Source organism: Bacteroides sp. AM07-18 (genome assembly GCF_003602695.1).
In the GTDB taxonomy this organism is placed as follows: domain Bacteria; phylum Bacteroidota; class Bacteroidia; order Bacteroidales; family Bacteroidaceae; genus Bacteroides; species Bacteroides uniformis.
This window is the reverse complement of record NZ_QTLM01000017.1, coordinates 399-21,425: the sequence shown is the minus strand read 5'-3', so window position 1 is coordinate 21,425 and position 21,027 is coordinate 399. Positions and strand designations below refer to the sequence as shown.

Sequence of the window (21,027 nt, the reverse complement as noted above, 5' to 3'; positions counted from 1 at the left end):
CCAAACGTTTATTAATATCGTACCCGTTGGCAGGTTAAACATACGCAAGATTAATCCTGCCAACGGGTTCTTTATAGGGAATCGCATTTTCAATATACTTTTTGATGTGTAGGGGTGCTTTTTGCGTACCTTTTTCCTGGAGAATTTCTTTTGTGGAGTGTTTGCCCTGTATATTCCCGATACGCTGTTATAGCAGGGAACTGTTTTTATCCAAGTAGTCAGATATAGCCTCTTGCAATACCGATTTTAGCGAATCGCCTTTGCGGATCGCGATCAGCTTTAAGTTCTGGTGATAGGTTTCGTCCATGACAAAATTACAATGCACGGTTTTCGCTTTCTTCGGCTTTTGAGCCTCTTTTTGCCCGGCCGTGGATTGGATCAGGCTGTCTAATCCCCCGGTCAGCCCGGCCGACATACTGTTTTTTAAATCGTTCTTCTTTGCCATATGGTTACTTTATTTCTGTTAGCAGTTCGTTACATACCTTTTCGTAGTCCTCTGCCCCGGCAGATTTGGGGGCATAGTGAAAAATATCCTGCCCTTGTGTCGGGGCTTCGGCCAGCGCAATGGAGTTGCGTATATGGGTGCTGAACACTTTGCCCTGGAATGTTTCCTGTACCAGTTCCGAAACGCTCTTGTTCAGGTTCTTTCTTCCGTCGTACTGGGTTATCAGAACCCCGGCTATCGAAAGATCCGAGTTCAAACGTTGCTGCACCTTGTGGACGACCTGCATAAGTTTGGCCATTCCACGCATTGCCAGGAATTGAGCCTGAACCGGGATAATCAGCCGATCCGAGGCCGTCAGTGCGTTAAGCGTGAGCAGCGACAGCGAGGGGGGACAGTCGATCAGGATATAATCGAATTTCTCCTTTTGGCCCTTGATAAGGTGGGCTAAGATAAGTTCCCGCCCGGCCTCGTTGATTAACTCCGTTTCAACGGCCGAGAGATCCAGGCAGGAGGGAACGACGCTAAGGCCGTCCTTATGCTCGTAGATCGGCAGGTCGTATTCGCCTTTCATCGCGCCGTAGATCGTTTGGGGAAGCTCCGCAGAGAAGCCCAGCGATTCAGTCAGGTTGGCTTGTCCGTCAAGGTCGATCAAAAGAACCTTGTACCCTTTTTGACGTAACGCGCCGCCCAGGTTGATCGTGGTTGTAGTCTTTCCTACTCCCCCTTTGTGATTCAATACGGAGATTACTTTTGCTTTGCTCATAAATTCAGTTTTTTAAATGGTTGTCATGTCCGCAAATATAGTCAAAAACTAATATACTAAAATACTAAAAGTAGTATTTTTCGTTTTTTGCGTGTTTTTTGTGCCGATCGGGGAAGCGTACCGAAATAAATCCGGTTTCCACCTTTCGGTACGTTTTGTTTCTGTACCGGAATTAATCAAAGATTAGAATAACCATAAATGTTTTTATACGTTAATCATACGTATGTATATATGTATATATTTGTTTTTGAGTATCTTTGTGTGCTATAAATAAAAAATAAAAGACATGAGCACTTATTCGTATAAAAATCCGAAGTTTATAAATTCCCCTAAAGGGATGGTTGAAGTTGTAGAAGTGATTTATGACGGCAAAGATGATCCGGCCTATTCACTGGCTATTATTAAATGGGAAAATACCTATAAATTAGGTATTCGTTGGAACATCGCTTATAGTGAATGGGACGATTACCGCAAACAGAACGGGCAAGATGAATGTATAGGTAATCCACAGTCGAGAGGTATTCCCACCTGGTTTGTTTTGCCCGATGATATGATGTTTAGTGAGAAGTTCAGCGGTGCGATGCAGAGGCTTGATGAATTAAGAAAAGGTAAATAAGTAATGGAACAGGGAGAAATCATATTATACCAGCCGGATGAAGCGGTCAAGTTGGAAGTGAGGCTGGAAGATGAAACCGTTTGGCTGACACAGGCGCAAATTGTGGATCTTTTTCAATCCAGCAAAGCAAATATAAGCGAGCATATAAAAAACATATATGATCAGAAAGAATTAGAGGAAAGTTCAACTGTTCGGGATTTCCGAACAGTTCGACAGGAAGGCAAACGGCAAGTGATGCGCAATCTGACTTATTACAATTTGGATGCGATCATATCCATTGGGTTTCGTGTCAATAGTAAAAGAGGTATTTTATTTAGGCAATGGGCGAATAAGGTTTTAAAGGACTATCTTTTAAAAGGGTATTCCATTAATAAACGTTTGTCAGAACTTGAAAGGACTGTCGCTCAACATACCGAGAAGATAGATTTTTTTGTGCGTACTGCCTTGCCCCCGGTCGAAGGCATTTTTTATAACGGCCAGATTTTCGATGCGTACAAGTTCGCTACCGATCTGGTAAAGTCGGCCAGGCGTTCGATCGTGCTTATCGACAACTATGTGGACGAAACGGTCTTGCTCATGTTGAGTAAACGCAGCGTCGGTGTCTCGGCCACCATTTACACCCAGCGTATCACGCAGCAACTCCAACTTGATCTTGACAGGCATAACAGCCAGTACCCACCTATCGACATCAGGACGTACCGGGACAGTCACGACCGTTTCCTGATCGTTGATGAAACGGACGTGTACCATATCGGAGCCTCGTTAAAGGATCTGGGGAAAAAGATGTTCGCTTTCTCAAAGCTGGATATTCCGGCGGCTGTGATTACTGACCTGTTATAATATCCTTTGTCTTATGAATGGGCTGTCGCAAAAGAAAAACCCGTTCTTGATGAACGGGTATATCCTTGACTTGGTTACGTGTTTTGATAACAGAGGCTTTACCAAGCATTACAATGCAAAGATAGTAATTATAGGTTAATTAGCGAATTTCTTTTTTGGATAGATCCGGAAATAATGCCTCCTTGAAAGAGGTGGATAAGGTGATTAAAACAATAGATAAGGAAGAACAAAAGCAAAAGGGATGAATGTGGTTATTTATTCACGTGTAAGCTCGCAGTCGGCCAGGCAATCGACCGAACGGCAGGTTGTCGATCTGGAGAGGTTCGCAGCCGGACGGGGGTACGAGGTGACGGCGGTCTTTGAGGAAAAGATAAGCGGACGAAAGGCCAATATCGAACGCCCGGTTTTAAGCCGTTGCCTGGAATACTGCACAGATCCGCAGAACCGGGTGGATATGTTGTTGCTGACCGAGATCTCACGCCTGGGGCGTTCAACCCTGGAGATCCTAAAGTCACTCGATACGCTGCACACGCATAAAATATGCGTGTATATTCAAAACCTGAACCTGGAAACGTTACGGCCGGACAAGACGGTAAACCCCTTGTCCTCTCTGATCACTACCCTGTTGGGGGAACTGGCCGCGATCGAACGCCAGGGGATCATCGACCGCCTTAATAGCGGACGGGAGTTGTACATCCAGAAAGGGGGCAGGCTGGGACGGAAGCCGGGAAGCCGGAAAACGGCCGAACAGAGGAAAGAGGAATACCGGGAGGCGATCGCCTTGTTAAAGAAAGGCTACTCGATCCGGAACGTGGCGAAGCTCACGGGAAAGGCCGTTTCGACGATACAACAAGTAAAAAAAGACTTCATTAGTAGCTGATTATCGGAACAAATATTGTATTTTTGCAACAAATACGAGTAAATGCACATAATTAAAAACGAGTATTTACACGTGTCTAAAAACGAGTATTTGCACGAAAATAATCAGAATCTAAATAAAAACGGTTATGGCAACAATGGCGGAGAAAATGGCGGCTTCACTGGAGGAATTAAGAAAGCTCCAGGAGAAAGACCGCTGTGTCGTCCTGCAAGGGACGGCCGAGATAGGGAGGACGCATTTAACCCGGCTGTTGGATAACGGCTGGTTGCAGGAAGCCTAATCCGAAGCCGTCTTTTGCGGCGGCATTTGAAAGACGTTCAAATGCACCGAATACTCGTTGTTGCTCATCTTCGGTCATGCCCGTACCGGTATCTTCAACGATAAGTTTCAGCAAACCGTTATCATAATCCGCTGCCAATGATACACTACCGTTATCCGTGAACTTGATGGCGTTTGACAACAAGTTGTTGCCGATTTGCAGGATACGTTCCTTGTCGGTCAAAACCACCGCATCGGTGTGGCTCTCCACTATCAAAGTCAGCCCCTTGTTCATGGCAATGGGCATGAACTCCGTTTCAAGAATATGCGTGATTGCGGAAATCCTGCAAGGGGAAAGGTTGGGTTGCTCCTTGCCGTTGTCCAGACGGAAGAAATCCAGCAGCGTGTTGAGCATCTCCCGCATACGCTCGGAAGATTGCCGGATATTATCCACATACATGGTGCTTTTATCCGCGCTACAACTTTTCTGCATCAGTCCGGCATAGCCTCATTTTGTCAATCGTATTTTTTCGTGGTAGAAGTAGTTTACGATGACAGGTTTGCCTTTTTCCGAGCGTCCGTATGGCAGATCGTTTATACGATACGGGAAGCCCTGCTCCTTGGCGTAATTTGAAATGTCCTGCTCCAATGCCTGCCAGTATTCAAGCCTTTTTTTATTGTAAATTTCCTCGTAAAGCGGTATGAGGTCAGGATACTTCTCACGGATATACGTCATTATCCCGCCTTTGAACTGCCCGCGTAAATTCAGGTTTTCAAGCCAGATTAAATCAGCATAATCTTTTACCTCCTCTATTATTGCCTTTACGTCTGTTATTCTGGGGAATATGGGCGAGACGAAGCATACGGTGCGGATACCTGCCTCGTATGTCTGACGCATCGCTTTCAGACGGCGTTCAATGCTTACGGCGTTGTCCATATCTGCGCAGAACTGCTCGTCGAGCGTATTGACAGACCATGACACAGTCACTTTGGGAAAACTCTTCAACAGGTCGAGATCGCGAAGGACAAGATCGGACTTTGTGCATATCATAATCTCGGCATCGCTTCCTCGCAGCTCTTCGAGCAGCCTTCGGGTACGGTGGAATTCTTCTTCATACGGATTGTAACCGTCCGTCACAGACCCTATTACAACACGTTCACCGTCGTATTTATGAGGATTCGTTATCGGCTTCCAGTTTTTTACATCTAAAAACGTACCCCACGGCTCGGTGTGCCCGGTGAACCGTTTCATGAACGATGCGTAGCAATACCTGCAGGCGTGGGGACACCCTACATAAGGGTTGACCGAATATCCTCCCACCGGCAGAGAGGATTTGGTCATTACACTCTTTACATCTATTTCCTTTATTGTATCCATATTCATTGTATTCGTCTGGTAAATTGTTCCGGCAATTCCTGAATCATTCTTTCGTCGCCCATAATCGGCAGCAAATCCTCTTTCATGAACACCGGTATGCCATGAGCCTTTGCCTGTTCTGCAATGCTAAGCACCCATTCGGGGCGCGAATATGACTTTCCTTTTCGGTTTCCGGTCTCTGTGCCTATGACAATCCAGTCAATTCCCTCGAAATCAATCTCGCCGATATCATCGAAGAGAGGTTCAAACGTGACATGGTAGTGTCGTGCTTTGATATTCTTTTTCAAATCATCAATCCTCCTTTTCTCGGAACTGCGCGTAACGGTCACGCCCATCCATACGTTCTCGTCGTCAGAGGAGAAACTGATTTTGTCAGGGCGCTTCGTCAGAAAGATATAGGCGTGCTGGGGATTGCTGCTGATCCGCTCGAAAATTTCTGCGTTCCATTCAGGCTTCCAATCGGAGAAATCGCTCATTCCTGTCATGAGCCACACATGAGGACGGGACGTATCGATGATGCGCAGTTTTCGTTCCATGTATTCAGGCACGGAAAAGTCGTCGGTAATGTGGAAACGGCGGCAGTTGTTACGGGCATAGCAGTAAGGGCATCCTATAGTGCACCCTACCACTATGTTCATGTTTTTTATCAGGGATTTAATGCAGACACTCATAACACAACTGTTTCTCCGTCCTCCGGGATAATCAGCCGGCTCATGTCGGCTTCGTGATGCGTTGCCTCATTGCGCAGAATTGCACGGGTGGTCTGGCAATGGTCGATGGCATCCATGTGTACGGCTATCAGCTTGATATGCGAAGGCAATTCGTCAAGTATCTGCATCACTTCGTTCTCGTCGGGGATGATAGGACCGTCCGTTTTGGAAAATTCGGGAAAGATTGCACCTCCGGAGTTTACCACGATATAGTCAGGATTGAACCGTTCCACGGTGTCTCGGATACATGCTTCCCATCGGCAGTCACCCATTATATAAACGGTCGGGAAGCCCTCGGCTTTTAGCACATAACCTGATACAGGTCCCATCATCTGCCCGATCTGCCCGAAACCATGATGTCCGGTCGTGCGGTAAATGGATATGCCGTCTATTGTTTTTATTTCTTCGATGGGTATCACATTTGTAAATCCGTCGTTTCTGATGGCGTCCGCGTCCTGGGGCTGAACGTAGAAAGGAATTTCTTTGGGCAAATGTGTGGGGACACTCGGCTCGTAATGGTCGATGTGATTGTGGGTCAGGAGCACCATGTCCACGCCTCCGATAATATCCTGAATAGGAATGGTGAGGTGTACCCTCGGTGTTTTATTCACACCGAGGGCCGATATCAAAGTGCCTTTGTCGGCTAAAACGGGGTCAATTAGCATGGTGTGTCCCGCATACCTGATTTTCAAGGTGGCATTGCGCACCAATTGTACTGTAGATGTCTTTTTCATGACTATATGTCTTGTTATTGATTACGGGTGCAAAGTTCGGAAGAATCCGGCGAAACATCTATGCCTGAAAAAACGGTAATTATGCCATTTTGATAAATGAAATTATTATCTTTGCAAAAACGACAAGGATATGGACGAGATAATCAACCCTGATCGACTGGTCAGCGTACCGTTCAACAAGACACGCTGCGGCGTGGATTTTTACATCAATACTGCCATAAACAAGGACATCGGACTTGTGCTGACAGAAAACAAGCGGTTTAAGACAGACTTCTTCAGCTTCTACTTTTTCCGTAAGGCAAACGGATATTTGCTACTGAACTTCCGCAAGATTGAACTGCGCGACGGCATGGTTCTCCTGCTTTCACCCCATCAGCAACAAGAGTGGCATGTAGATGAGACGGCGTTGGATTACACGTTCCTTATATTCCGCGAAGATTTCATGCGTACTTTTATCGCCGACAAGTTCTTCGTTTTTCGCCTTTTGTATTGTTACCAGACAGATACGCCGCCTTACATCAATGCCACACATGACGAAATGAAGGAATATATGCGGCTGCTCGGAAAGATTAAGTATGAGCTGATGAATCCAGTGTCCGATACGTACAATATCATTGTTTCCTTACTATATTATCTTTTGCTGATTATCAATCGTACATACGCTGCCGCCTATTGCTTGCCCGCTGAAATTGCTAAAAACAATTTCGCTTTTCGGTTCAAGGACTTGTTGGAACAGAATATCCGCACCCACCAGCGGGTGCAGGAATATGCAGACATGCTTCATGTCAGTCGCATCACACTCAATAACTCAGTAAAAGCCCAATTCGGAGTATCAGCTACCCATTTGATAAAACAACGTCTGCTTGAGGAACTGAAGAACGAATTGCTATTCTCCAACCGCACTGTCAGTGAAATGGCGGATGATTTCAATTTCTCTGATCCGAGCCATCTCATGCGCTTCTTCAAACAGCAAACAGGCAAAACATTTACTCAGTACATGACGGATTACAATAAAGGCATATACGAATAACTTCTTAATATAGTCGATAGCGGCTATCGAAATATGGTTGTTGATGTTCAGGCGTTTTTGTACTGCATGAACCATTTTACGATTTCTGGATCTTCGTGCGAGCCGAGTAAGAAAGGCTTGTCGGTATCCAGCGTCTTTATCCGTGCCATGTCGTCGGCCGACAGGGTGAAGTCTAATATGTCGAGATTCTGCTTCATGCGTTCCGGTTTCACAGACTTAGGAATAATTATGCACACTGATATTTATCGCGCCCGGACAGGTGTTCGGTGCGGAAGATGACGGCATGCAGTTCCAACCAGATGGCTACCTGCTTATGTTCCATCCCGACCTGCTGCGGAATACACCTCTCGGGCGGATAATGCGTGAATATTCGTTCTTTTCCTACGAGACAAACGAGGCATTGCACCTTAGTGTGGAAGAACGGCAAATCATCATGGATTGCTTCCACAAGATTCAATATGAATTGAACCATCCGATACACCGTCACAGCAAGAACCTCATCACAGACAGCATCAAGACGTTCCTTGATTACTGCACACGTTTCTATGACCGTCAGTTCATCACACGCGACAACCAAAACCGAGACATCCTCGCAAGATTTGAGCGGTTGCTTGACGAATACTTCCATGATGGGGCTGCTAAACGGATAGGCTTGCCCACTGTACAGTATTGTGCAGACAAGCTCTGCCTCTCGCCCAACTATTTCAGTGATTTATTGAAAAAAGAAACAGGTTCAACCGCCCTGCATTTCATTCATGACAAGTCTATTGAAATAGCCAAGACGGAACTTGCATCTACAGACGACACCGTTAATGAAATCGCCTATAATCTCGGTTTTCAGTACCCGCAACATTTTACCCGACTGTTCAAGAAAGAGGTAGGTTACACTCCGAATGAATATAGAGCGCAAGTGTCGTGAGAATTGGATTAGTACAGAATATTAGAACCCAACACCTCTCTTGCGCTTAACTTTCTTCCTTCTGCGAAGTATATCCACCATTTCCTGATTGGCTTCCGCATCAGCAGTGTTATAAGATGAGCCACTGCTTTTTAGCAATCCCCAAGAGCCGTTGAACAACTCGCTTTGTGCCGTGCCGGACGGTGCGCTTGGTGTAGCCGTTTCATATATTCCGGCTGTTATTCCCATACGTTCCCTGCATCTGTTGTGCTGCAAAGCCGCGTCAATCTTGGAATAACTGAAACGCCTGTCCACTTTGGAGCCGTTGAAATGGTAGCCATTCATGGAGAATACAACACCCTGCACCTCGCTGGTCTGCCCCTTATGCTTGAAATGTACTTCCACTCCCTGCCGTTTCAGGTTGGCGATAAGCACGTTCCAGTTGCCGCATCTGCCGACTTCCATTTTGATGATGTCGTAAAGCGCATATTTCGTCCTGTCTGGCTCTTTCAGGCGGTTGCGTTTGACATTGTCCTTTCCGCCAGCCATATGCAAGCCGTATTTCAAGGTCAATTCCTTGCAGATGCGGGTACTGCGCAGACGCTCGTGCCTGTCCGATATGGTATTGCCGTTGTTGTCTATGCGGTTGAAAGCAATATGCACGTGCGGATGCTCCTTGTCGAAATGCTGGGCGATGAAGAACTGCGTATTCTTGATTCCCATCCGTTCCATATATTCAAGCGCGATGCCTGCCATGATACGGTTCGTCAGCCGTAACTCATCCTCTTTGGAAAAACTCAACGCGATATGTCCGACAGGTTTTGTCACCTTATCGTTCATCCGTGACTGGGCATTGAAACTCATGGCGATAGTTTCCAGATTTTCCATAAACAAGCCTTCGCTTGCTACTATCTGCGTATCCTTCTTCTTGTCGATGATGTAATCCACCGCACCCTTGAAGTCGCTTCCTTTTACGATTTTCGCCATCATATCCCTATCTTGGTTATAAGTTCATGAATCCTTGCCACTGCCACCTTGCAGTCCCACCGTTCATCGTGGAAGCCTCCGGCGTTTGCCTTACGCGCAAGCTGGTTGAGATTGTTAGCCATGCCGCAGAGTTGGCGGATGTATCCGGCATGTTCCTCCGACAGCCGTTCTTTCACATGACCGTTACGGAAACATTCCCTCATGTACTCGCTTGGTGATACGCCCGCCTCATGCGATCGTGTCAGCAGGCGGAAGTAGTCGGCTGCCGTCATTTTCACTGCGATACGGTATTTCAGTTTCTCGGTTGCTGTTAATTCTTTGTATTTTCTTACCTGCCTCAAATCCGCAACTAAGCCCTTCAACGTCCTTCTTGCGTGTACACGTCCTCTCATTACTGAATTATCAGATAAATTGAGGCAGAAACACCCACTTCTGCCTACAACATCCCCTTACCCCACAATGCGACTTGAGACAATACGCAGTATCATACCCATAAGTTGTAGGCGTTATCCAAAATCAGTCTGAAAAATATCTGCGTAAGCATTGTTACAGGTATAGATATTCAGCACATACCGCCTTGATGTCCTGATCCACTTGGCTGGTACAGAGATAAACCTGAAGACAAACGCTTTTATGCGACTTGTTGCATTGAGTCCGAACCTCTTTACGTCAAGTCTTTGGATAATGGCCTTGTAGAAGTTACGGATAAGTGCTGTAAGAAGAAGGAACACAGTGTTCTCGGCCATGAAGGATTTGGGCAATCTGTCCCACCCGAAACCATTGTTCATATCATCAAAGATACGTTCCTTTCCTCCACGAAGGTTATAGAACTCGACAATTTCTCTTACGGAAGATTCATAGTCGTTAGTCAGGATACAACGGTATGTGTATTCTCCTTCCCAAAGATCCTGCACACCATCCATCCGTTTCTGTCTTTGAATCACAAGTCGGTATGCTTTACCCTTCCACTTCTCAACAAGGATAGAGTTCAATTCAAACTCAATGCCATTGATTTCCTCAGTCTTCCAGCCTCTGAGAGCAAATATGTCATTGTAGAGCGAACTGCAGCGGTTAGTGCGGATATAGAAGGACTTGCAGTGTTTCTCTATTTCCTCCACGATTTCCTCGGAACATGATCCGCAATCAGCTCTGAAACGATTGATAGTGAGCCTGTTCTGTTCAAATCTCTCAAAGAACCTCTTCAGCGTGTCCTTCTGATGAAAACGAAGGTTTTCGTTAAGCCAGATGAGCAGAGCTAAGTTTACTTAAGCTCTGCCATGGCGAGAAAACGTGCCATGAAATGGAACTTTTGTGTTACCATCGCTATTCTCAATGCCAACAATCAAGTCACCAATAACCGCCACGCCAGGGCGATAACCAGAGAACTTCTTGTATGTAGGCTTTGCATCATACTTCTCACCCTCTTTCAGTTGGTCAGATGCAAACATACAATTGAGCAGTAAAGTATTGAGAGTGTCAGCCGTGTTGAAATCGTAGTTCTTACCCGTATCTGATGTGTATGAGATGTTTCCTTGCGTCAGTTCCTTTATCGCTCTGAGGATAGTATCAGAACTACAAGTATGAAGTGTCGGATGAAGCGAGAGATGGTTCATCAAATGAGTAGTGACATCCTCAATACATGAGCCACCACAGAAGTAGATACTCATGAGAGAACGGATGATTTCGCTGTACTGATAACCTAACGATCTACACCTTAGACCGAGGGTTGAGTCGATTACAGATGACAATGTGGAGTCAAATTGCTCATCAGGTAGGGCGGAAGGATTTCGAGGAATTTGGACGACGCATAGGGTTGGGCAATAAATTGATAAAGCGTGAGCTTGATGAGTTTGTCAAAGAGAAACCATTGGTGCAAGTATTGATAGACCGTTCCTTTTTATCGGAAGAACTGAAAAAGTAATATAGGATGTCTATGGGGTACAGGTGTAAGATGCTTTCTTTCTGATGAAGGGCGGATAAAGCATTCTTCAGGAAAGTACTTCTCCTTTTCCCATACCGGTCATACCGTTAAAACTGATTGATAATTATGACGCGTATGTTGGCCGGTATGCCTATCTTTGTGGCAATGAAAACAGAGAAAGGATTGATTTTGTAAGTATTATCATGGCAAAAGAACTGATTCGTGTCCCTAGGGTGCTTGGGGAAAGCTATAATTCCGTGCTGATTGAACGGTTGTATGAGGCAGGTGGAAATGTCATGCTCGATCTGATCATATACCTGGGCAGCTATCACCTCAAAGACTTGTTCGGGACTTCCTGGTTCTCCGTAGAAGACTTCTGCCGTAAGATGGGGTATGACCGTACCAACTTGCAGCGCAAGCTGGATAGCCGGCAGCTCGCGGCCATGTTCGGAAAGAATATGCAGCCGGAATATGTATGTACCGACACGGCAGGACAGAGAATCAGCCATCCTATCGAGACGGTTTTTGAGGCGGCTCTCTATAAACTGGGATTGGAGAACCTCTGCTATCCGACCATTGGCGAGGATGGCCGTACATCCTATAATTTCGTGCAGATCTTGAAACGTTTCGACATAATGACCGATTTCAAGACGAAGAAGTCAACGAAAAGGCTGTACTCGGCAGTGGTAAGCCCGGAGATAAAGAATTTCATGTTCTCGCTCTATAACCTCTTGGAACTTCAGGATTACCGTAGCCTGCCCAGCCGTTACCGCTATTTCTATCTGGAACTTTCCAAGATGGTTTACCTGATCAAGTATAAGACCACCAAGAATGAGGCTCCTTTTTATGTGCTGACAGTCGATCAGCTGGCTAAAAAGCTCGGCATAGAGATTGCCGAACCCAAAGACCGGAAAAAGAAGGTCGCCTCGATACTGAAAAAGATGAATACTTACCTGAAATATACCAATTTCAATTTCTCTTTTGTGAAAGGCGATCATGAGAGATGGGCATATACCGTGTTGTTCTCGTTTCCTAGGCATACGCTGCACTATTTTGATGAAGGACAATATGCTGTCGTGGTGAAGAAATTCTATAAGAACCTGCTTGGGCTGTATGTCGAGATTGCCTACCCGGACACGGATATGGCTGTCAGGAGGAAGAAGATCAAAGAGGTGGAGGAAGATGCCGGACTGTATAAAGAGTTCCTTTTATGGGCAAACTCCCCGGAAAGCGTAGAAAAGAAGAAACAGATATATATCAGTGATTTCGTGGCTGTATTCGGCAGGTTTCCGGAAGGATGGGCACAGGAAGAGTTGGAGAGTGCCAATGGAACGGAAGTTGCTCCTGCTCCTGAAGAGTTCATATCTCCGGAGACGGACGGGGCGGTGAACATGGACGATCCAGCTGTGTAGAACCGTCCACGTTTCACGGTTTTTTATAGAATTAGTTGTGTAGAAGTGTCCCTATTGGGGTGATTAGATGTGTGGAGTCATCCGCTTTGCCTGTTTTAGTTGTGTAGAAGTGTCCCGTTTGTTGCTTCTAGTTGTGTAGAACCGTCCACTCCTTTTGCTTTAGTTGTGTAAAAGCGTCCGGTTTCACTTGTCAGCTGTGTAAAACCGTCCACCCGTTAATGAAGGGAATAGGTAATCCCTGTTTTTTTTATATGTCGGTATATCAGTGAAATAAAAGAGAGAAATTTTTAAATAAAAGGTATCGGCTGTGTAAAACCATCCACCAAAATACATAATAAAGACCTAAACTCCTAACCCCTTTAAATATCCCCAAAGCGATAACATAGAAATGACTGGGAAAATAAATTTTCCCTTCACATGCCCTATACGTACTTTCGGAAAAAGATTTTTCGGAAGTATGTGTTGATTTTCACGTTTTTTTATATGATTGGAAGGCGGTTCTGTTCATCTTCTGTATCCGAATTAGTTTTTCAGGGCGTTCCCTTCTGACCGGGCTATTCGTTGCAAGTCCTCGTTACCCTCCAGGCTTTTCCCTGCTATCCCTAACGCTCTACGCTCCGGCTATGCCGGAAGAGAGGTATGATGATTTTTTCCTGAACTGATAGGAACATTGCGAAGGTAGGCGTGGCCGGAACGCCCGATATTGAAAAGCCAAATCTCCATCCTCCCATTCCGGGAGGTAGTATTTACCAGTTCAATCCCGTTCTGATCCGTCTTTCCCGCTTTCTCTTCAATGCACTGTTCCCAATCAGTTGAGGAAAAATTTATGGTTGGGGCGACAAGCGATGTTTGCGAGTATTAATCTTTTAATTTTTGGCAGTATGAAAACGAAGAGAACCGTATTTGAAGTGAATGACGTTTATCGGGTGATGGAAAACAGCGAGTTGATTTATACCTTGACGAACAGTGAGAAACTGAAACGTGAAGAATATAAGTATGAACAGATGGAAATAGAAGGATTGTGCTTGTCTGATGTACTGGAAACACTAACACCCAGCCGTAAAAAAGTCGCTTATGCGGCGATTGAGCTATATAAACGGCTGAAAGAAGGGCAAGTTGAAAGTCCTGCGCTTTTATCCAGCAATAATGTTTATAAAATGATGCATCCTGTTTTGTGCGATATAGCTACTGAAGAGATGTGGGTGCTGTTGCTGAACAGTTCGTCCAAACTCATCCGTAAAGTCCGTATCTCATGCGGCGGGATAAATACCGCCCCTGTGGATATACGGGTTATCATGAAGCAGGCATTGTATTATAACGCCGTATCTTTTATCATGGTACATAACCACCCATCAGGAGCACGCAAGCCCAGCAGTGCGGATGACCGCTTGACGGAAGCAGTTAAAAAAGCCGCTGAAACATTAGACATCCGTTTGGTTGACCATGTGATTGTGGCAGGCAATAACTATTATAGCTATGCGGACGAGGGAAGATTGCAAAATAGGTAAGGTGGACGGGAGAAATCCCGTCTGCCCGGGATTTCGGCTTCGGGGTTCTTTTTTGGCAGTCACCCCAAAAAAGAACCAAAAAAATGCTTCCCGGACTATCGGATGCGACATCGTAAAATACGCAAAGACGTGGCTTTTCAGAATAAATACATATCTTCGCGCCAAAGGTGATCGGAATGAATGTATTTTCTACTTTTGATACAGGCGTTATGGTGGCTCTCTTACTGGGCATTGAGTTTCTTAGAAGTGATATCCGAACGATTCTCTATTGTAAAAGGAATGATCCCAGGATTCTTAAGAGTTGCTTATATACGCTGCTTATATTATTGACCAGCCTTTATTCTATTGTGGCCGGAGCCATGCTTCATCCGGAACCCGTACCTGTTTATGAGTTGATACCCGGTTTTCAATATGGGGTTTATGGCTTTTCTTTTTCGTTTATATTGCTCGCTGTTGCATGTCTTTATCGTAAAACATTACCTTTTGTCCTTTTGGGCTACGCTATGATATATGTGATCGGTGTATTGATACCACTACTTAGGTATGTAGTGTCTATGATGGATTATTTCACTCGCACAAGGGTATAGCAGGTTAATTTCTTGATTGTATCGGATTGCCCTTTCTGTGGGCTGCCTCCCCCGGCTTCTTTCCTCCGATCCGAGTCCGGCTTTTTGCTCGGCAAAGGTTTCGGGATTCCGCAAATGGCAAGTTACGGCCATGCGCCTTTACTGTATGGAAAATAACGATGAAGAAGTGTCTTCCCGACATTTTCCATAAGTGAAACTTGGCTTATTGCTTGCAATCCAGACCTTGATATGCCGAAAAAAGGCTCAGAACTCAGATGGGGAATGACATCAAAAAAAAGGTCGGCTGACCAAAGACCTTCCCGATACAAAAAATGAAAAGGTCTTGAATCTAGCTGAAGAATAAATCAGATGTTCAACTTAAATAATGCTAATATGGAAAATTTGATTACACAAATCAACAAAGAGAGATTGGTTAATAGCGACACAGCTCTTATGATGAAGGAATTATACTATTACGTGCCTTGTGAGTATTGGTATGACAAACAGGATAGGCTACGCACCGATATTGAGGGAAGGAATACCCCGATGTATATGTGCGAGTGCCCGACACTGGCAGCATGTATCCAATGGATGATACAGACTCGTGAATATACGTTTCAAACAGAACAAAACGTGGCGGTCTGGCATGTGGTTGTGAGGGCTGGAGATTATGTGTTGTATGACTCCGAAAGTAATGCGGACGCTTTTTGTTGTTTGGAAGAAGCATTGGAAAAAGCGGTACAGGAGTGCATGGAGTTATTGTATTAAAATTAAAAAAAATCAGTCCCCGTGAAGGGGACTTTCCTATAATCTTGCTGAGAGGTGGAATTGCAGACGATCTTTGAGAATCATCTTTGAAGGATGGGCAGAGGTTTATTCGTTATTTGTTATTTTTGTTCTCGGATTTCAGCGCAATTCCATTCCTTCTTAATAGGCGATATACTGTTCCGCTACTGCCTATGTTTAATATTTTCTGTATCTCCCTTACCGGCGTTCCGGATTCATAGAGTTGGATGCAGCTTTTCTGCTTGGCGATGTTGTTTTTGTTGATAAGTGTCTTTCTGCCGAATTTGACACCTTTTTCCTTGGCGATTCTTCTGCCTTCTTGGGTTCTCTCATAGATAAGGTCTCTTTCAAACTGAGCGAAAGCACCGAGAATGTTGTTCATCAGTTGGCCGATTGCGCCTTCCGTACTGATGTTGTCTTGCAGTGAGGTGAATTGGATGCCCCTATTCTTGAAATCTTCCAATAGCGTAAGGATATTCTTCAGCGAACGGCCAAGCCGGTCCAGCTTATATACGACAAGTGTGTCGCCTTCCCGGAGAAAGCTCAGGCAGGCATCCAGTTCCGGGCGGTTTTGTTGACGTCCGGTCATTTTCTCAGAGAAGATTTTCTCGCATCCGGCAGCCTTCAACGCTTCCAGTTGCATATCCAGATGTTGTTCCTTGGTGGAAACACGGGCATATCCTATTTTCATCCTGTTTTCGTATTTAAATGTGTAATGAAGGTTTTAATTCTTCACTTTTTCAAATATGAAGACATTAATTCTTCATATTCCTCACGGCTGTATTGGTTGAACCCCTTTTGCTTCATTGCCAAAAGAAGCCTTTCCAGTTCTCCGATAGTCACTACCTGTTTGCCGATAACGGTAAATTGTTCCCATTCTCCCTTTTCGTTGAGCAGGTATTCCCGGTGTGCAAAACAGTAAAGAGAACCATCGATGTCATTCCGTTTCTGCCATTGACGCAGGTGCTTCAAACTGGTGAAATCACGGGTGACAGTACGTGGAATGGGAACCAATACGTCAATTTCCATCTTGAATTTTATATTCTCTTCCGCTTCTCGCATGGGTGATTAGCTTATTTCATAATACATCAATTATCGTATGGGCAGGAAGTTCCAGTTTGGAGAAAGCAAACATTTTCTTGCCCAAATCCTTTAGCGATGCCCCAATATGATATACTTCCGTATTATCAATGATTAAGAAGCGGTCATGACTACTTTTGTAGGTTCTAGCTTCAATGGGAGGATATTGGTCATTGTGTTTGTTTAAATCAAGTTGGAGCTGTGCGTTTATTTTGTGTATAAATAGTAGCTGATACTCCACTGTTTCGTTTGCTCAACATGAGTAACACGGATTCATCTACATAGTTGTCGATAAGCACAAGTGAGCATTTGGCAGACTTTATTAAATCTGTAGCAAACTTATACGCATCGAATATCTGACCGTCAAAGAATATACCTTCCACCGGAGGCAATGAGGTGCGTACAAAGAAGTCTATCTTTGCATCATGTTCAGCAATGGTTTTCTCTATTTGGAAGAATCTATTGTTCATTCTATATTCCATGTCATTGAGCCGTTGGTTTATAGAATAACCTTTCAATAAATATTCTTTTAAAATTTTATTTGCCCATTGCCTGAATTGCGTACCTCTTACGCTTTTAACTCTGTATCCAACTGAAATTATTACGTCTAGACTAAAGAACTTGACAGGCTTATCGGAATTAGCAATGTGCAAAAAATGCACATTGCTTTTCTCTTCCAATTCCTTTTCCTTAAAAACATTATTTATATGTTTGGTAATAACGGTTCTGTCACGTTGAAAAAGTTCTGCTATCTGCGCTTGTGTGAGCCAAACGGTTTCATCTTCTAAACGTACTTCCAACCTTACAGCTTCATCCGGTTGGTATAGTATGATTTCTCCTTGCTTCTCCATTATATGTTTCGCTTTTATTATATTGTTGCAAATGTACGAAAAAGAAACGTTATAAAGTCTGTTTTTTCCGTAAGTATTACCTTAAAAATTTGTTCCCTTTTTATTTTAATAAAACAGAAACATTCTGCTGTTTTAAAAATCAGTTATCTGTTTGCTATTCATAGTTAGGGTATCAAATAACTAAAATTCAAATGGAAACGCAAATCTATATTTTATGCAGATTTGTTTGTTAGAAGCGGAGAAAAGGACACAAGACATGATAAGAATCATAGGTCGGGGAGCGCCGCACGGCAAGGGGGGCACTAGCCTCCCGACGAGTGCAGCCGTTGGCCGGGTTATCGGTGAAAATGGAAAAAAGTTGGCTTTTCTTTTGGTATTGTTATAACTTTGTCTATATTTGTGTTGTGATAATCAATTTTAAAGTTATAACATTATGGTAACAAACATTATTCAGATTGGAAACAGCAAGGGGATAATACTTCCTTCCGAGATATTGAAACAGTTGCGTTTGTCCTTGAAATCGGCTGTGAGCATTTCTTTGGACGGGAACAATATTGTGATAAAGGCACAACCACGGCAGGGATGGGCGGAAGCTGCCAAACGTGCCCATGAGAATGGGGATGATGAGTTGCTTATCCCTGATGTGTTTGAGGATGAAAAGTTTGAGGATTGGACATGGTAGAACAGTATGGAGTGTATTGGGTAGAGTTAGACCCTACCCGTGGGGGTGAAATGGCAAAGACACGGCCATGTGTTGTTGTAACTCCTTCAGATTTGAATATGTACCTTACAATAGTAGTCATTGCTCCGATAACCTCCACCATAAGGAACTATCCTTACCGGGTTCTGTGTTCTGTAGCCGGGCGTGATGGGGAGATAGCCACGGATCAGATTCGCACGGTGGACAAAAGCCGGCTGAAAAGAAAGATTGGAGATTTGAATTTCAGTGAGATAAAAAGACTGAAGGAAGTGTTTCATCAAATGTTCTGTGAATAATGGAAAGTGTGCAAATAACAGGTTATGTAGCGTATTCAAAAAAGATATTATGAAGCCAACTACTTATATTAATTGGGACGGTCTGAAAGACATTCCATTCTTCTACTGCGATACAAAGGAAGATGAAGAAAACAAGGATTTCGACATCTATTACCAGGGCAAGCTGGTGTTGCATGACTACAACCATTGCGGACACTACCTTTACACTGCTGCGCTGCTGTTCAGTAAAATCAGAAACATTACAGCCGACTGGGTGAACCTGCATAACCTTTGGATTCTGCGTGATTGCGTGCGCGAGAATTACAATCACGGCATAGGAGTGGACGACCTTATTTTCGGAGAGAATTTCGATGGCAAGAACCTCGATACACTCACACCGCTTACCAAGAAACGCTTTGATTATTTGTGTAAGCGGATTAAGGAACTTGACCCATACGCAACAATTTAACACTTCATTGGGCGAAGGCAGGGCTTGCTGCGGATGCCAGACTTTAAATAATCCATTGGATTAATTATCTTTGCACGCTAATTTTCAAATTATAAAGAAATGACTAAATCGGAAATCGTAAAGGAAATATCTGCCAGAACCGGCATCGACGGCAAAGCGGTGCTTGCTGTTTTGGAAGGATTCATGAACGAGGTAAAGACTTCGTTGGGTAAGGAGGAAAATGTCTATCTTCGTGGATTCGGTAGTTTCATAGTGAAGAAGAGAGCGCAAAAGACAGCTCGGAATATCTCTAAGAATACTACTATGATTATTCCGGCTCATAACATACCGGCATTTAAACCGTCTGACGAATTTTTGAAAATGGTAAAACAACAGAACGCATAATAGGTAAACACAATGAAAGATCAGTTACGATTATTGAGAGACTGTATCAATAATGATCGTCCGGCAGTTGTCTTTCAGGGAGACGATTTTTGCGCTCCTGAGATTTTGGAAGCAGCAAAAGAAATTTATCGTAAACATGGTTGTTCCGAAGAATTTCTTTTTGACTGGCAGCTGCTTATCAATGAGGTGAAGGCTTACCAGTTAGAAAGTCCGGCAACTGTCAAATTGCCGAAACTCTCCCCGACAGAAACGGAACTGGTGCGGGAAGAGATGACTAAACGCTAAAAAATATTCTCGTTTAATACGCACCTTTTATTCTTCAGGCAGCGTATTGAACGGGATGGGATTAAAATGTTGGCGAACCTGCTTTTTTCGAAAGTTCCTGCCAATAGTTGAAGTCACTCGGTGAAAGATGCTCTTGCATCCAGTCACGCATACCAATATCGTTTCTTTCGTTCACATATCTCGTAAACGGAATCATTGTCTTACATGCTTCAAATCCAAGCATTCTCATATGGCGTGAAATGTTGGGAGGAAGACCTTCCAACCACTCTTTATAATACATTATCAATCTGTTTTCTTGGATTGGAACCGCTTGTTGGTGGTAAATATAGCTGGCGTTTCCGATTCTAATATCTCTGGCCTTATTTTCCCGTTCTTCTTCAGGTAGCCGACTTAAATATTCAGCTTGTGCTATTCTGCATTTGGAGTTTGGATGTTCCATGGTATTTTATATAATTAAGACTCTTCAATGATACGGTTCATCAAATCACATATTTTTTGGCAGCTATGACGGTCTGCGCAAGCAGGATAGGGGCATTTCTCAAAGGATGCCTGATTATCCGTAACTATGAAACCTCCGGAACGACGTACATAACTTACCGGATGAAAATAAATATCTTCCTTTTTCGGCCTATAAGTACATAGTCTTATAAGGCTGTTCAGCTCTTTGCAAATTTGCTCACATTTTTCTTTGGGATAATGTGGCAAATCACTGAATGCTTCGTAGGGGACAAAGGCAAATGCTTTGTCATCCCACATGACAGGTGTGTAATTCTGTACCATTTGTTATTTGGAATAAGGATGGCTGGCAGATTCCGTATTTCTGTATCAGTTAGGTAATCCGTCACTATTTAAGTGCGCCTGGGCAAACTCCCGGAGGTTCGTTTCGGCAATGCACTTTTCATAAATCTCATCCAATACTTCTTGCATATTTTCTACTTTATTGAATTTTAAGGGGCTGCCGTTTGTTGCGGCTTGCCTTTCCAGTTGTTCGATGATACTGGGAAATATCCCACGCAATAAACCGACGGTAGCTACGGCTGTAGCTGGTTCTACCTCTATTGTAATCTTTTTCTTTTCCATATCGTTGTATTATGTTATCAAAAGTAATAATTATTAGGATATTGGTAAGCATTTCTTCTGAAAAACTTTTTAAAGATATTGTTTTAAGATGACATACTGTGTTTTTGCGTTCACGCAGTATTCTTTCCCACCCTCCCCTTCATCGGAATGACTGTTCTCATTTCCGGTTTA

28 protein-coding genes and 3 pseudogenes are annotated in these 21,027 nt (G+C 44.0%); 15 read left to right on the top strand and 16 right to left on the bottom strand.

Translation table 11 applies throughout. The features are described from left to right. Window positions 1-187: 187 nt before the first annotated feature. Together DW096_RS16440 and DW096_RS16435 are read right to left on the bottom strand one after the other, a co-directional pair. Window positions 188-445: a hypothetical protein gene (locus DW096_RS16440; RefSeq protein ID WP_005648607.1), complete on the bottom strand. Its 258-nt coding sequence runs from the start codon at window positions 443-445 to the stop codon at window positions 188-190. A 4-nt stretch (window positions 446-449) separates the two neighbouring features. Continuing rightward, complete coding sequence (locus tag DW096_RS16435; protein ID WP_007564630.1) at window positions 450-1,208, bottom strand: ParA family protein; 759 nt, start codon at window positions 1,206-1,208, stop codon at window positions 450-452. Between the two features lie 286 nt (window positions 1,209-1,494). Here DW096_RS16435 and DW096_RS16430 point away from each other — a divergent pair, with 286 nt between their 5' ends. The 3 genes from DW096_RS16430 to DW096_RS16420 all read left to right on the top strand — a co-directional run bounded on the left by DW096_RS16430 (window position 1,495) and on the right by DW096_RS16420 (window position 3,544). After that, window positions 1,495-1,824 (top strand): hypothetical protein, encoded by a 330-nt coding sequence (locus DW096_RS16430; protein ID WP_007564632.1) that lies wholly within the window; start codon window positions 1,495-1,497, stop codon window positions 1,822-1,824. 3 nt (window positions 1,825-1,827) lie between these two features. Beyond that, window positions 1,828-2,664, top strand: a complete 837-nt coding sequence (locus DW096_RS16425) for a virulence RhuM family protein (protein ID WP_007564633.1) — start codon at window positions 1,828-1,830, stop codon at window positions 2,662-2,664. 241 nt (window positions 2,665-2,905) lie between these two features. Then, window positions 2,906-3,544: a recombinase family protein gene (locus DW096_RS16420; RefSeq protein WP_007564634.1), complete on the top strand. Its 639-nt coding sequence runs from the start codon at window positions 2,906-2,908 to the stop codon at window positions 3,542-3,544. 274 nt (window positions 3,545-3,818) lie between these two features. Here DW096_RS16420 and DW096_RS16415 read toward each other — a convergent pair. From DW096_RS16415 to DW096_RS16400, 4 genes and pseudogenes are all read right to left on the bottom strand, one after another. Further along, a pseudogene (locus DW096_RS16415) lies at window positions 3,819-4,310 on the bottom strand (sensor histidine kinase); the annotation flags it as partial. Next, a complete protein-coding gene (locus DW096_RS16410; RefSeq protein WP_004329298.1) occupies window positions 4,311-5,186 on the bottom strand; it encodes a radical SAM mobile pair protein B in 876 nt (291 codons plus the stop codon). Next, entirely contained in the window at window positions 5,183-5,851 is a 669-nt protein-coding gene (locus DW096_RS16405; protein WP_004329299.1) for a radical SAM mobile pair protein A, read from the bottom strand. Before DW096_RS16405 ends, DW096_RS16410 begins: the two co-directional genes overlap by 4 nt. Next, window positions 5,848-6,624 (bottom strand): MBL fold metallo-hydrolase, encoded by a 777-nt coding sequence (locus tag DW096_RS16400; protein ID WP_004329300.1) that lies wholly within the window; start codon window positions 6,622-6,624, stop codon window positions 5,848-5,850. Before DW096_RS16400 ends, DW096_RS16405 begins: the two co-directional genes overlap by 4 nt. 130 nt (window positions 6,625-6,754) lie before the next feature. On the opposite strand from DW096_RS16400, the gene DW096_RS16395 reads away from it, so the two are divergent. Further along, window positions 6,755-7,654 (top strand): AraC family transcriptional regulator, encoded by a 900-nt coding sequence (locus tag DW096_RS16395; protein ID WP_004329302.1) that lies wholly within the window; start codon window positions 6,755-6,757, stop codon window positions 7,652-7,654. Between the two features lie 47 nt (window positions 7,655-7,701). Here the strand turns inward: DW096_RS16395 and DW096_RS19455 are convergent, their stop codons facing one another. Continuing rightward, window positions 7,702-7,851, bottom strand: a complete 150-nt coding sequence (locus tag DW096_RS19455) for a hypothetical protein (protein WP_004329303.1) — start codon at window positions 7,849-7,851, stop codon at window positions 7,702-7,704. A gap of 62 nt (window positions 7,852-7,913) precedes the next feature. Between DW096_RS19455 and DW096_RS16390 the strand changes: the two genes are divergently transcribed. Beyond that, the gene (locus DW096_RS16390; protein ID WP_004329304.1) at window positions 7,914-8,573 is read left to right on the top strand and encodes an AraC family transcriptional regulator; all 660 of its coding nucleotides are present in this window, start codon (window positions 7,914-7,916) and stop codon (window positions 8,571-8,573) included. Window positions 8,574-8,594: 21 nt separating this feature from the next. Here DW096_RS16390 and DW096_RS16385 read toward each other — a convergent pair whose 3' ends face one another. From DW096_RS16385 to DW096_RS16370, 3 genes and pseudogenes are all read right to left on the bottom strand, one after another. Continuing rightward, the gene (locus tag DW096_RS16385; protein ID WP_005868790.1) at window positions 8,595-9,542 is read right to left on the bottom strand and encodes a relaxase/mobilization nuclease domain-containing protein; all 948 of its coding nucleotides are present in this window, start codon (window positions 9,540-9,542) and stop codon (window positions 8,595-8,597) included. Continuing rightward, complete coding sequence (locus DW096_RS16380) at window positions 9,539-9,931, bottom strand: MobC family plasmid mobilization relaxosome protein (protein WP_005868789.1); 393 nt, start codon at window positions 9,929-9,931, stop codon at window positions 9,539-9,541. The genes DW096_RS16385 and DW096_RS16380 overlap by 4 nt, the downstream gene beginning before the upstream one ends. Before the next feature lie 114 nt (window positions 9,932-10,045). Beyond that, window positions 10,046-11,305, bottom strand: a pseudogene (locus tag DW096_RS16370) (IS1380 family transposase); the annotation flags it as partial. Here DW096_RS16370 and DW096_RS16365 point away from each other — a divergent pair. The 5 genes from DW096_RS16365 to DW096_RS16340 all read left to right on the top strand — a co-directional run bounded on the left by DW096_RS16365 (window position 11,287) and on the right by DW096_RS16340 (window position 15,714). Beyond that, window positions 11,287-11,460, top strand: coding sequence for a hypothetical protein (locus DW096_RS16365; RefSeq protein ID WP_224201638.1), 174 nt, complete (start codon window positions 11,287-11,289; stop codon window positions 11,458-11,460). The pseudogene DW096_RS16370 and the gene DW096_RS16365 overlap by 19 nt on opposite strands. A 203-nt stretch (window positions 11,461-11,663) precedes the next feature. Continuing rightward, entirely contained in the window at window positions 11,664-12,872 is a 1,209-nt protein-coding gene (locus DW096_RS16360) for a hypothetical protein (RefSeq protein WP_005868786.1), read from the top strand. An 881-nt stretch (window positions 12,873-13,753) separates the two neighbouring features. Beyond that, window positions 13,754-14,380, top strand: coding sequence for a RadC family protein (locus tag DW096_RS16355; protein WP_005868785.1), 627 nt, complete (start codon window positions 13,754-13,756; stop codon window positions 14,378-14,380). 176 nt (window positions 14,381-14,556) lie between these two features. Beyond that, complete coding sequence (locus DW096_RS16345; RefSeq protein ID WP_005868783.1) at window positions 14,557-14,967, top strand: hypothetical protein; 411 nt, start codon at window positions 14,557-14,559, stop codon at window positions 14,965-14,967. Window positions 14,968-15,315: 348 nt separating this feature from the next. Next, window positions 15,316-15,714, top strand: a complete 399-nt coding sequence (locus DW096_RS16340) for a hypothetical protein (protein WP_005868782.1) — start codon at window positions 15,316-15,318, stop codon at window positions 15,712-15,714. A gap of 112 nt (window positions 15,715-15,826) precedes the next feature. Here DW096_RS16340 and DW096_RS16335 read toward each other — a convergent pair whose 3' ends face one another. The 3 genes and pseudogenes from DW096_RS16335 to DW096_RS16320 form a co-directional block, all read right to left on the bottom strand. Next, the gene (locus DW096_RS16335) at window positions 15,827-16,423 is read right to left on the bottom strand and encodes a recombinase family protein (RefSeq protein WP_005868781.1); all 597 of its coding nucleotides are present in this window, start codon (window positions 16,421-16,423) and stop codon (window positions 15,827-15,829) included. 41 nt (window positions 16,424-16,464) lie between these two features. After that, window positions 16,465-16,794 (bottom strand): hypothetical protein, encoded by a 330-nt coding sequence (locus DW096_RS16330; RefSeq protein WP_005868780.1) that lies wholly within the window; start codon window positions 16,792-16,794, stop codon window positions 16,465-16,467. Window positions 16,795-16,810: 16 nt separating this feature from the next. After that, window positions 16,811-17,663, bottom strand: a pseudogene (locus tag DW096_RS16320) (virulence RhuM family protein). 433 nt (window positions 17,664-18,096) lie between these two features. Between DW096_RS16320 and DW096_RS16310 the strand changes: the two are divergent. The 5 genes from DW096_RS16310 (at window position 18,097) to DW096_RS16290 (ending at window position 19,776) form a co-directional block, all read left to right on the top strand. Beyond that, window positions 18,097-18,345, top strand: coding sequence for an AbrB/MazE/SpoVT family DNA-binding domain-containing protein (locus DW096_RS16310; RefSeq protein WP_005868778.1), 249 nt, complete (start codon window positions 18,097-18,099; stop codon window positions 18,343-18,345). Beyond that, on the top strand, window positions 18,339-18,659 hold the full coding sequence (locus DW096_RS16305) for a type II toxin-antitoxin system PemK/MazF family toxin (RefSeq protein ID WP_005868777.1): 321 nt from the start codon (window positions 18,339-18,341) through the stop codon (window positions 18,657-18,659). Before DW096_RS16310 ends, DW096_RS16305 begins: the two co-directional genes overlap by 7 nt. A gap of 49 nt (window positions 18,660-18,708) precedes the next feature. After that, window positions 18,709-19,107 (top strand): hypothetical protein, encoded by a 399-nt coding sequence (locus DW096_RS16300; RefSeq protein WP_005868776.1) that lies wholly within the window; start codon window positions 18,709-18,711, stop codon window positions 19,105-19,107. A 99-nt stretch (window positions 19,108-19,206) separates the two neighbouring features. Further along, window positions 19,207-19,491, top strand: coding sequence for an HU family DNA-binding protein (locus tag DW096_RS16295; protein ID WP_005868774.1), 285 nt, complete (start codon window positions 19,207-19,209; stop codon window positions 19,489-19,491). Window positions 19,492-19,503: 12 nt separating this feature from the next. After that, the gene (locus DW096_RS16290) at window positions 19,504-19,776 is read left to right on the top strand and encodes a hypothetical protein (protein ID WP_005868772.1); all 273 of its coding nucleotides are present in this window, start codon (window positions 19,504-19,506) and stop codon (window positions 19,774-19,776) included. Window positions 19,777-19,837: 61 nt separating this feature from the next. On the opposite strand, the gene DW096_RS16285 is transcribed toward DW096_RS16290, so the two are convergent. Genes DW096_RS16285 through DW096_RS16275 form a run of 3 tightly spaced genes read right to left on the bottom strand, consistent with a single transcriptional unit; the run spans window position 19,838 to window position 20,856 of the window. Beyond that, window positions 19,838-20,215, bottom strand: a complete 378-nt coding sequence (locus tag DW096_RS16285; protein WP_005868770.1) for a hypothetical protein — start codon at window positions 20,213-20,215, stop codon at window positions 19,838-19,840. Window positions 20,216-20,229: 14 nt separating this feature from the next. Then, window positions 20,230-20,556 (bottom strand): hypothetical protein, encoded by a 327-nt coding sequence (locus DW096_RS16280; protein ID WP_005868769.1) that lies wholly within the window; start codon window positions 20,554-20,556, stop codon window positions 20,230-20,232. A 45-nt stretch (window positions 20,557-20,601) separates the two neighbouring features. Continuing rightward, the gene (locus tag DW096_RS16275) at window positions 20,602-20,856 is read right to left on the bottom strand and encodes a hypothetical protein (RefSeq protein ID WP_005868768.1); all 255 of its coding nucleotides are present in this window, start codon (window positions 20,854-20,856) and stop codon (window positions 20,602-20,604) included. Window positions 20,857-21,027 lie beyond the last annotated feature (171 nt).

Coding starts and splice junctions, on each gene's coding strand:
- DW096_RS16410 (WP_004329298.1), bottom strand. CDS start 5,186: ATGAATATGGATACAATAAAGGAAATAGATGTAAAGAGTGTAATGACC.
- DW096_RS16285 (WP_005868770.1), bottom strand. CDS start 20,215: ATGGAACATCCAAACTCCAAATGCAGAATAGCACAAGCTGAATATTTA.
- DW096_RS16430 (WP_007564632.1), top strand. CDS start 1,495: ATGAGCACTTATTCGTATAAAAATCCGAAGTTTATAAATTCCCCTAAA.
- DW096_RS16295 (WP_005868774.1), top strand. CDS start 19,207: ATGACTAAATCGGAAATCGTAAAGGAAATATCTGCCAGAACCGGCATC.
- DW096_RS16355 (WP_005868785.1), top strand. CDS start 13,754: ATGAAAACGAAGAGAACCGTATTTGAAGTGAATGACGTTTATCGGGTG.
- DW096_RS16405 (WP_004329299.1), bottom strand. CDS start 5,851: ATGAGTGTCTGCATTAAATCCCTGATAAAAAACATGAACATAGTGGTA.
- DW096_RS16400 (WP_004329300.1), bottom strand. CDS start 6,624: ATGAAAAAGACATCTACAGTACAATTGGTGCGCAATGCCACCTTGAAA.
- DW096_RS16395 (WP_004329302.1), top strand. CDS start 6,755: ATGGACGAGATAATCAACCCTGATCGACTGGTCAGCGTACCGTTCAAC.
- DW096_RS16420 (WP_007564634.1), top strand. CDS start 2,906: ATGAATGTGGTTATTTATTCACGTGTAAGCTCGCAGTCGGCCAGGCAA.
- DW096_RS16380 (WP_005868789.1), bottom strand. CDS start 9,931: ATGAGAGGACGTGTACACGCAAGAAGGACGTTGAAGGGCTTAGTTGCG.
- DW096_RS16330 (WP_005868780.1), bottom strand. CDS start 16,794: ATGCGAGAAGCGGAAGAGAATATAAAATTCAAGATGGAAATTGACGTA.
- DW096_RS16360 (WP_005868786.1), top strand. CDS start 11,664: ATGGCAAAAGAACTGATTCGTGTCCCTAGGGTGCTTGGGGAAAGCTAT.
- DW096_RS16290 (WP_005868772.1), top strand. CDS start 19,504: ATGAAAGATCAGTTACGATTATTGAGAGACTGTATCAATAATGATCGT.
- DW096_RS19455 (WP_004329303.1), bottom strand. CDS start 7,851: ATGAAGCAGAATCTCGACATATTAGACTTCACCCTGTCGGCCGACGAC.
- DW096_RS16435 (WP_007564630.1), bottom strand. CDS start 1,208: ATGAGCAAAGCAAAAGTAATCTCCGTATTGAATCACAAAGGGGGAGTA.
- DW096_RS16280 (WP_005868769.1), bottom strand. CDS start 20,556: ATGGTACAGAATTACACACCTGTCATGTGGGATGACAAAGCATTTGCC.
- DW096_RS16340 (WP_005868782.1), top strand. CDS start 15,316: ATGTTCAACTTAAATAATGCTAATATGGAAAATTTGATTACACAAATC.
- DW096_RS16300 (WP_005868776.1), top strand. CDS start 18,709: ATGAAGCCAACTACTTATATTAATTGGGACGGTCTGAAAGACATTCCA.
- DW096_RS16440 (WP_005648607.1), bottom strand. CDS start 445: ATGGCAAAGAAGAACGATTTAAAAAACAGTATGTCGGCCGGGCTGACC.
- DW096_RS16345 (WP_005868783.1), top strand. CDS start 14,557: ATGAATGTATTTTCTACTTTTGATACAGGCGTTATGGTGGCTCTCTTA.
- DW096_RS16305 (WP_005868777.1), top strand. CDS start 18,339: ATGGTAGAACAGTATGGAGTGTATTGGGTAGAGTTAGACCCTACCCGT.
- DW096_RS16365 (WP_224201638.1), top strand. CDS start 11,287: ATGTGGAGTCAAATTGCTCATCAGGTAGGGCGGAAGGATTTCGAGGAA.
- DW096_RS16385 (WP_005868790.1), bottom strand. CDS start 9,542: ATGATGGCGAAAATCGTAAAAGGAAGCGACTTCAAGGGTGCGGTGGAT.
- DW096_RS16425 (WP_007564633.1), top strand. CDS start 1,828: ATGGAACAGGGAGAAATCATATTATACCAGCCGGATGAAGCGGTCAAG.
- DW096_RS16335 (WP_005868781.1), bottom strand. CDS start 16,423: ATGAAAATAGGATATGCCCGTGTTTCCACCAAGGAACAACATCTGGAT.
- DW096_RS16275 (WP_005868768.1), bottom strand. CDS start 20,856: ATGGAAAAGAAAAAGATTACAATAGAGGTAGAACCAGCTACAGCCGTA.
- DW096_RS16310 (WP_005868778.1), top strand. CDS start 18,097: ATGGTAACAAACATTATTCAGATTGGAAACAGCAAGGGGATAATACTT.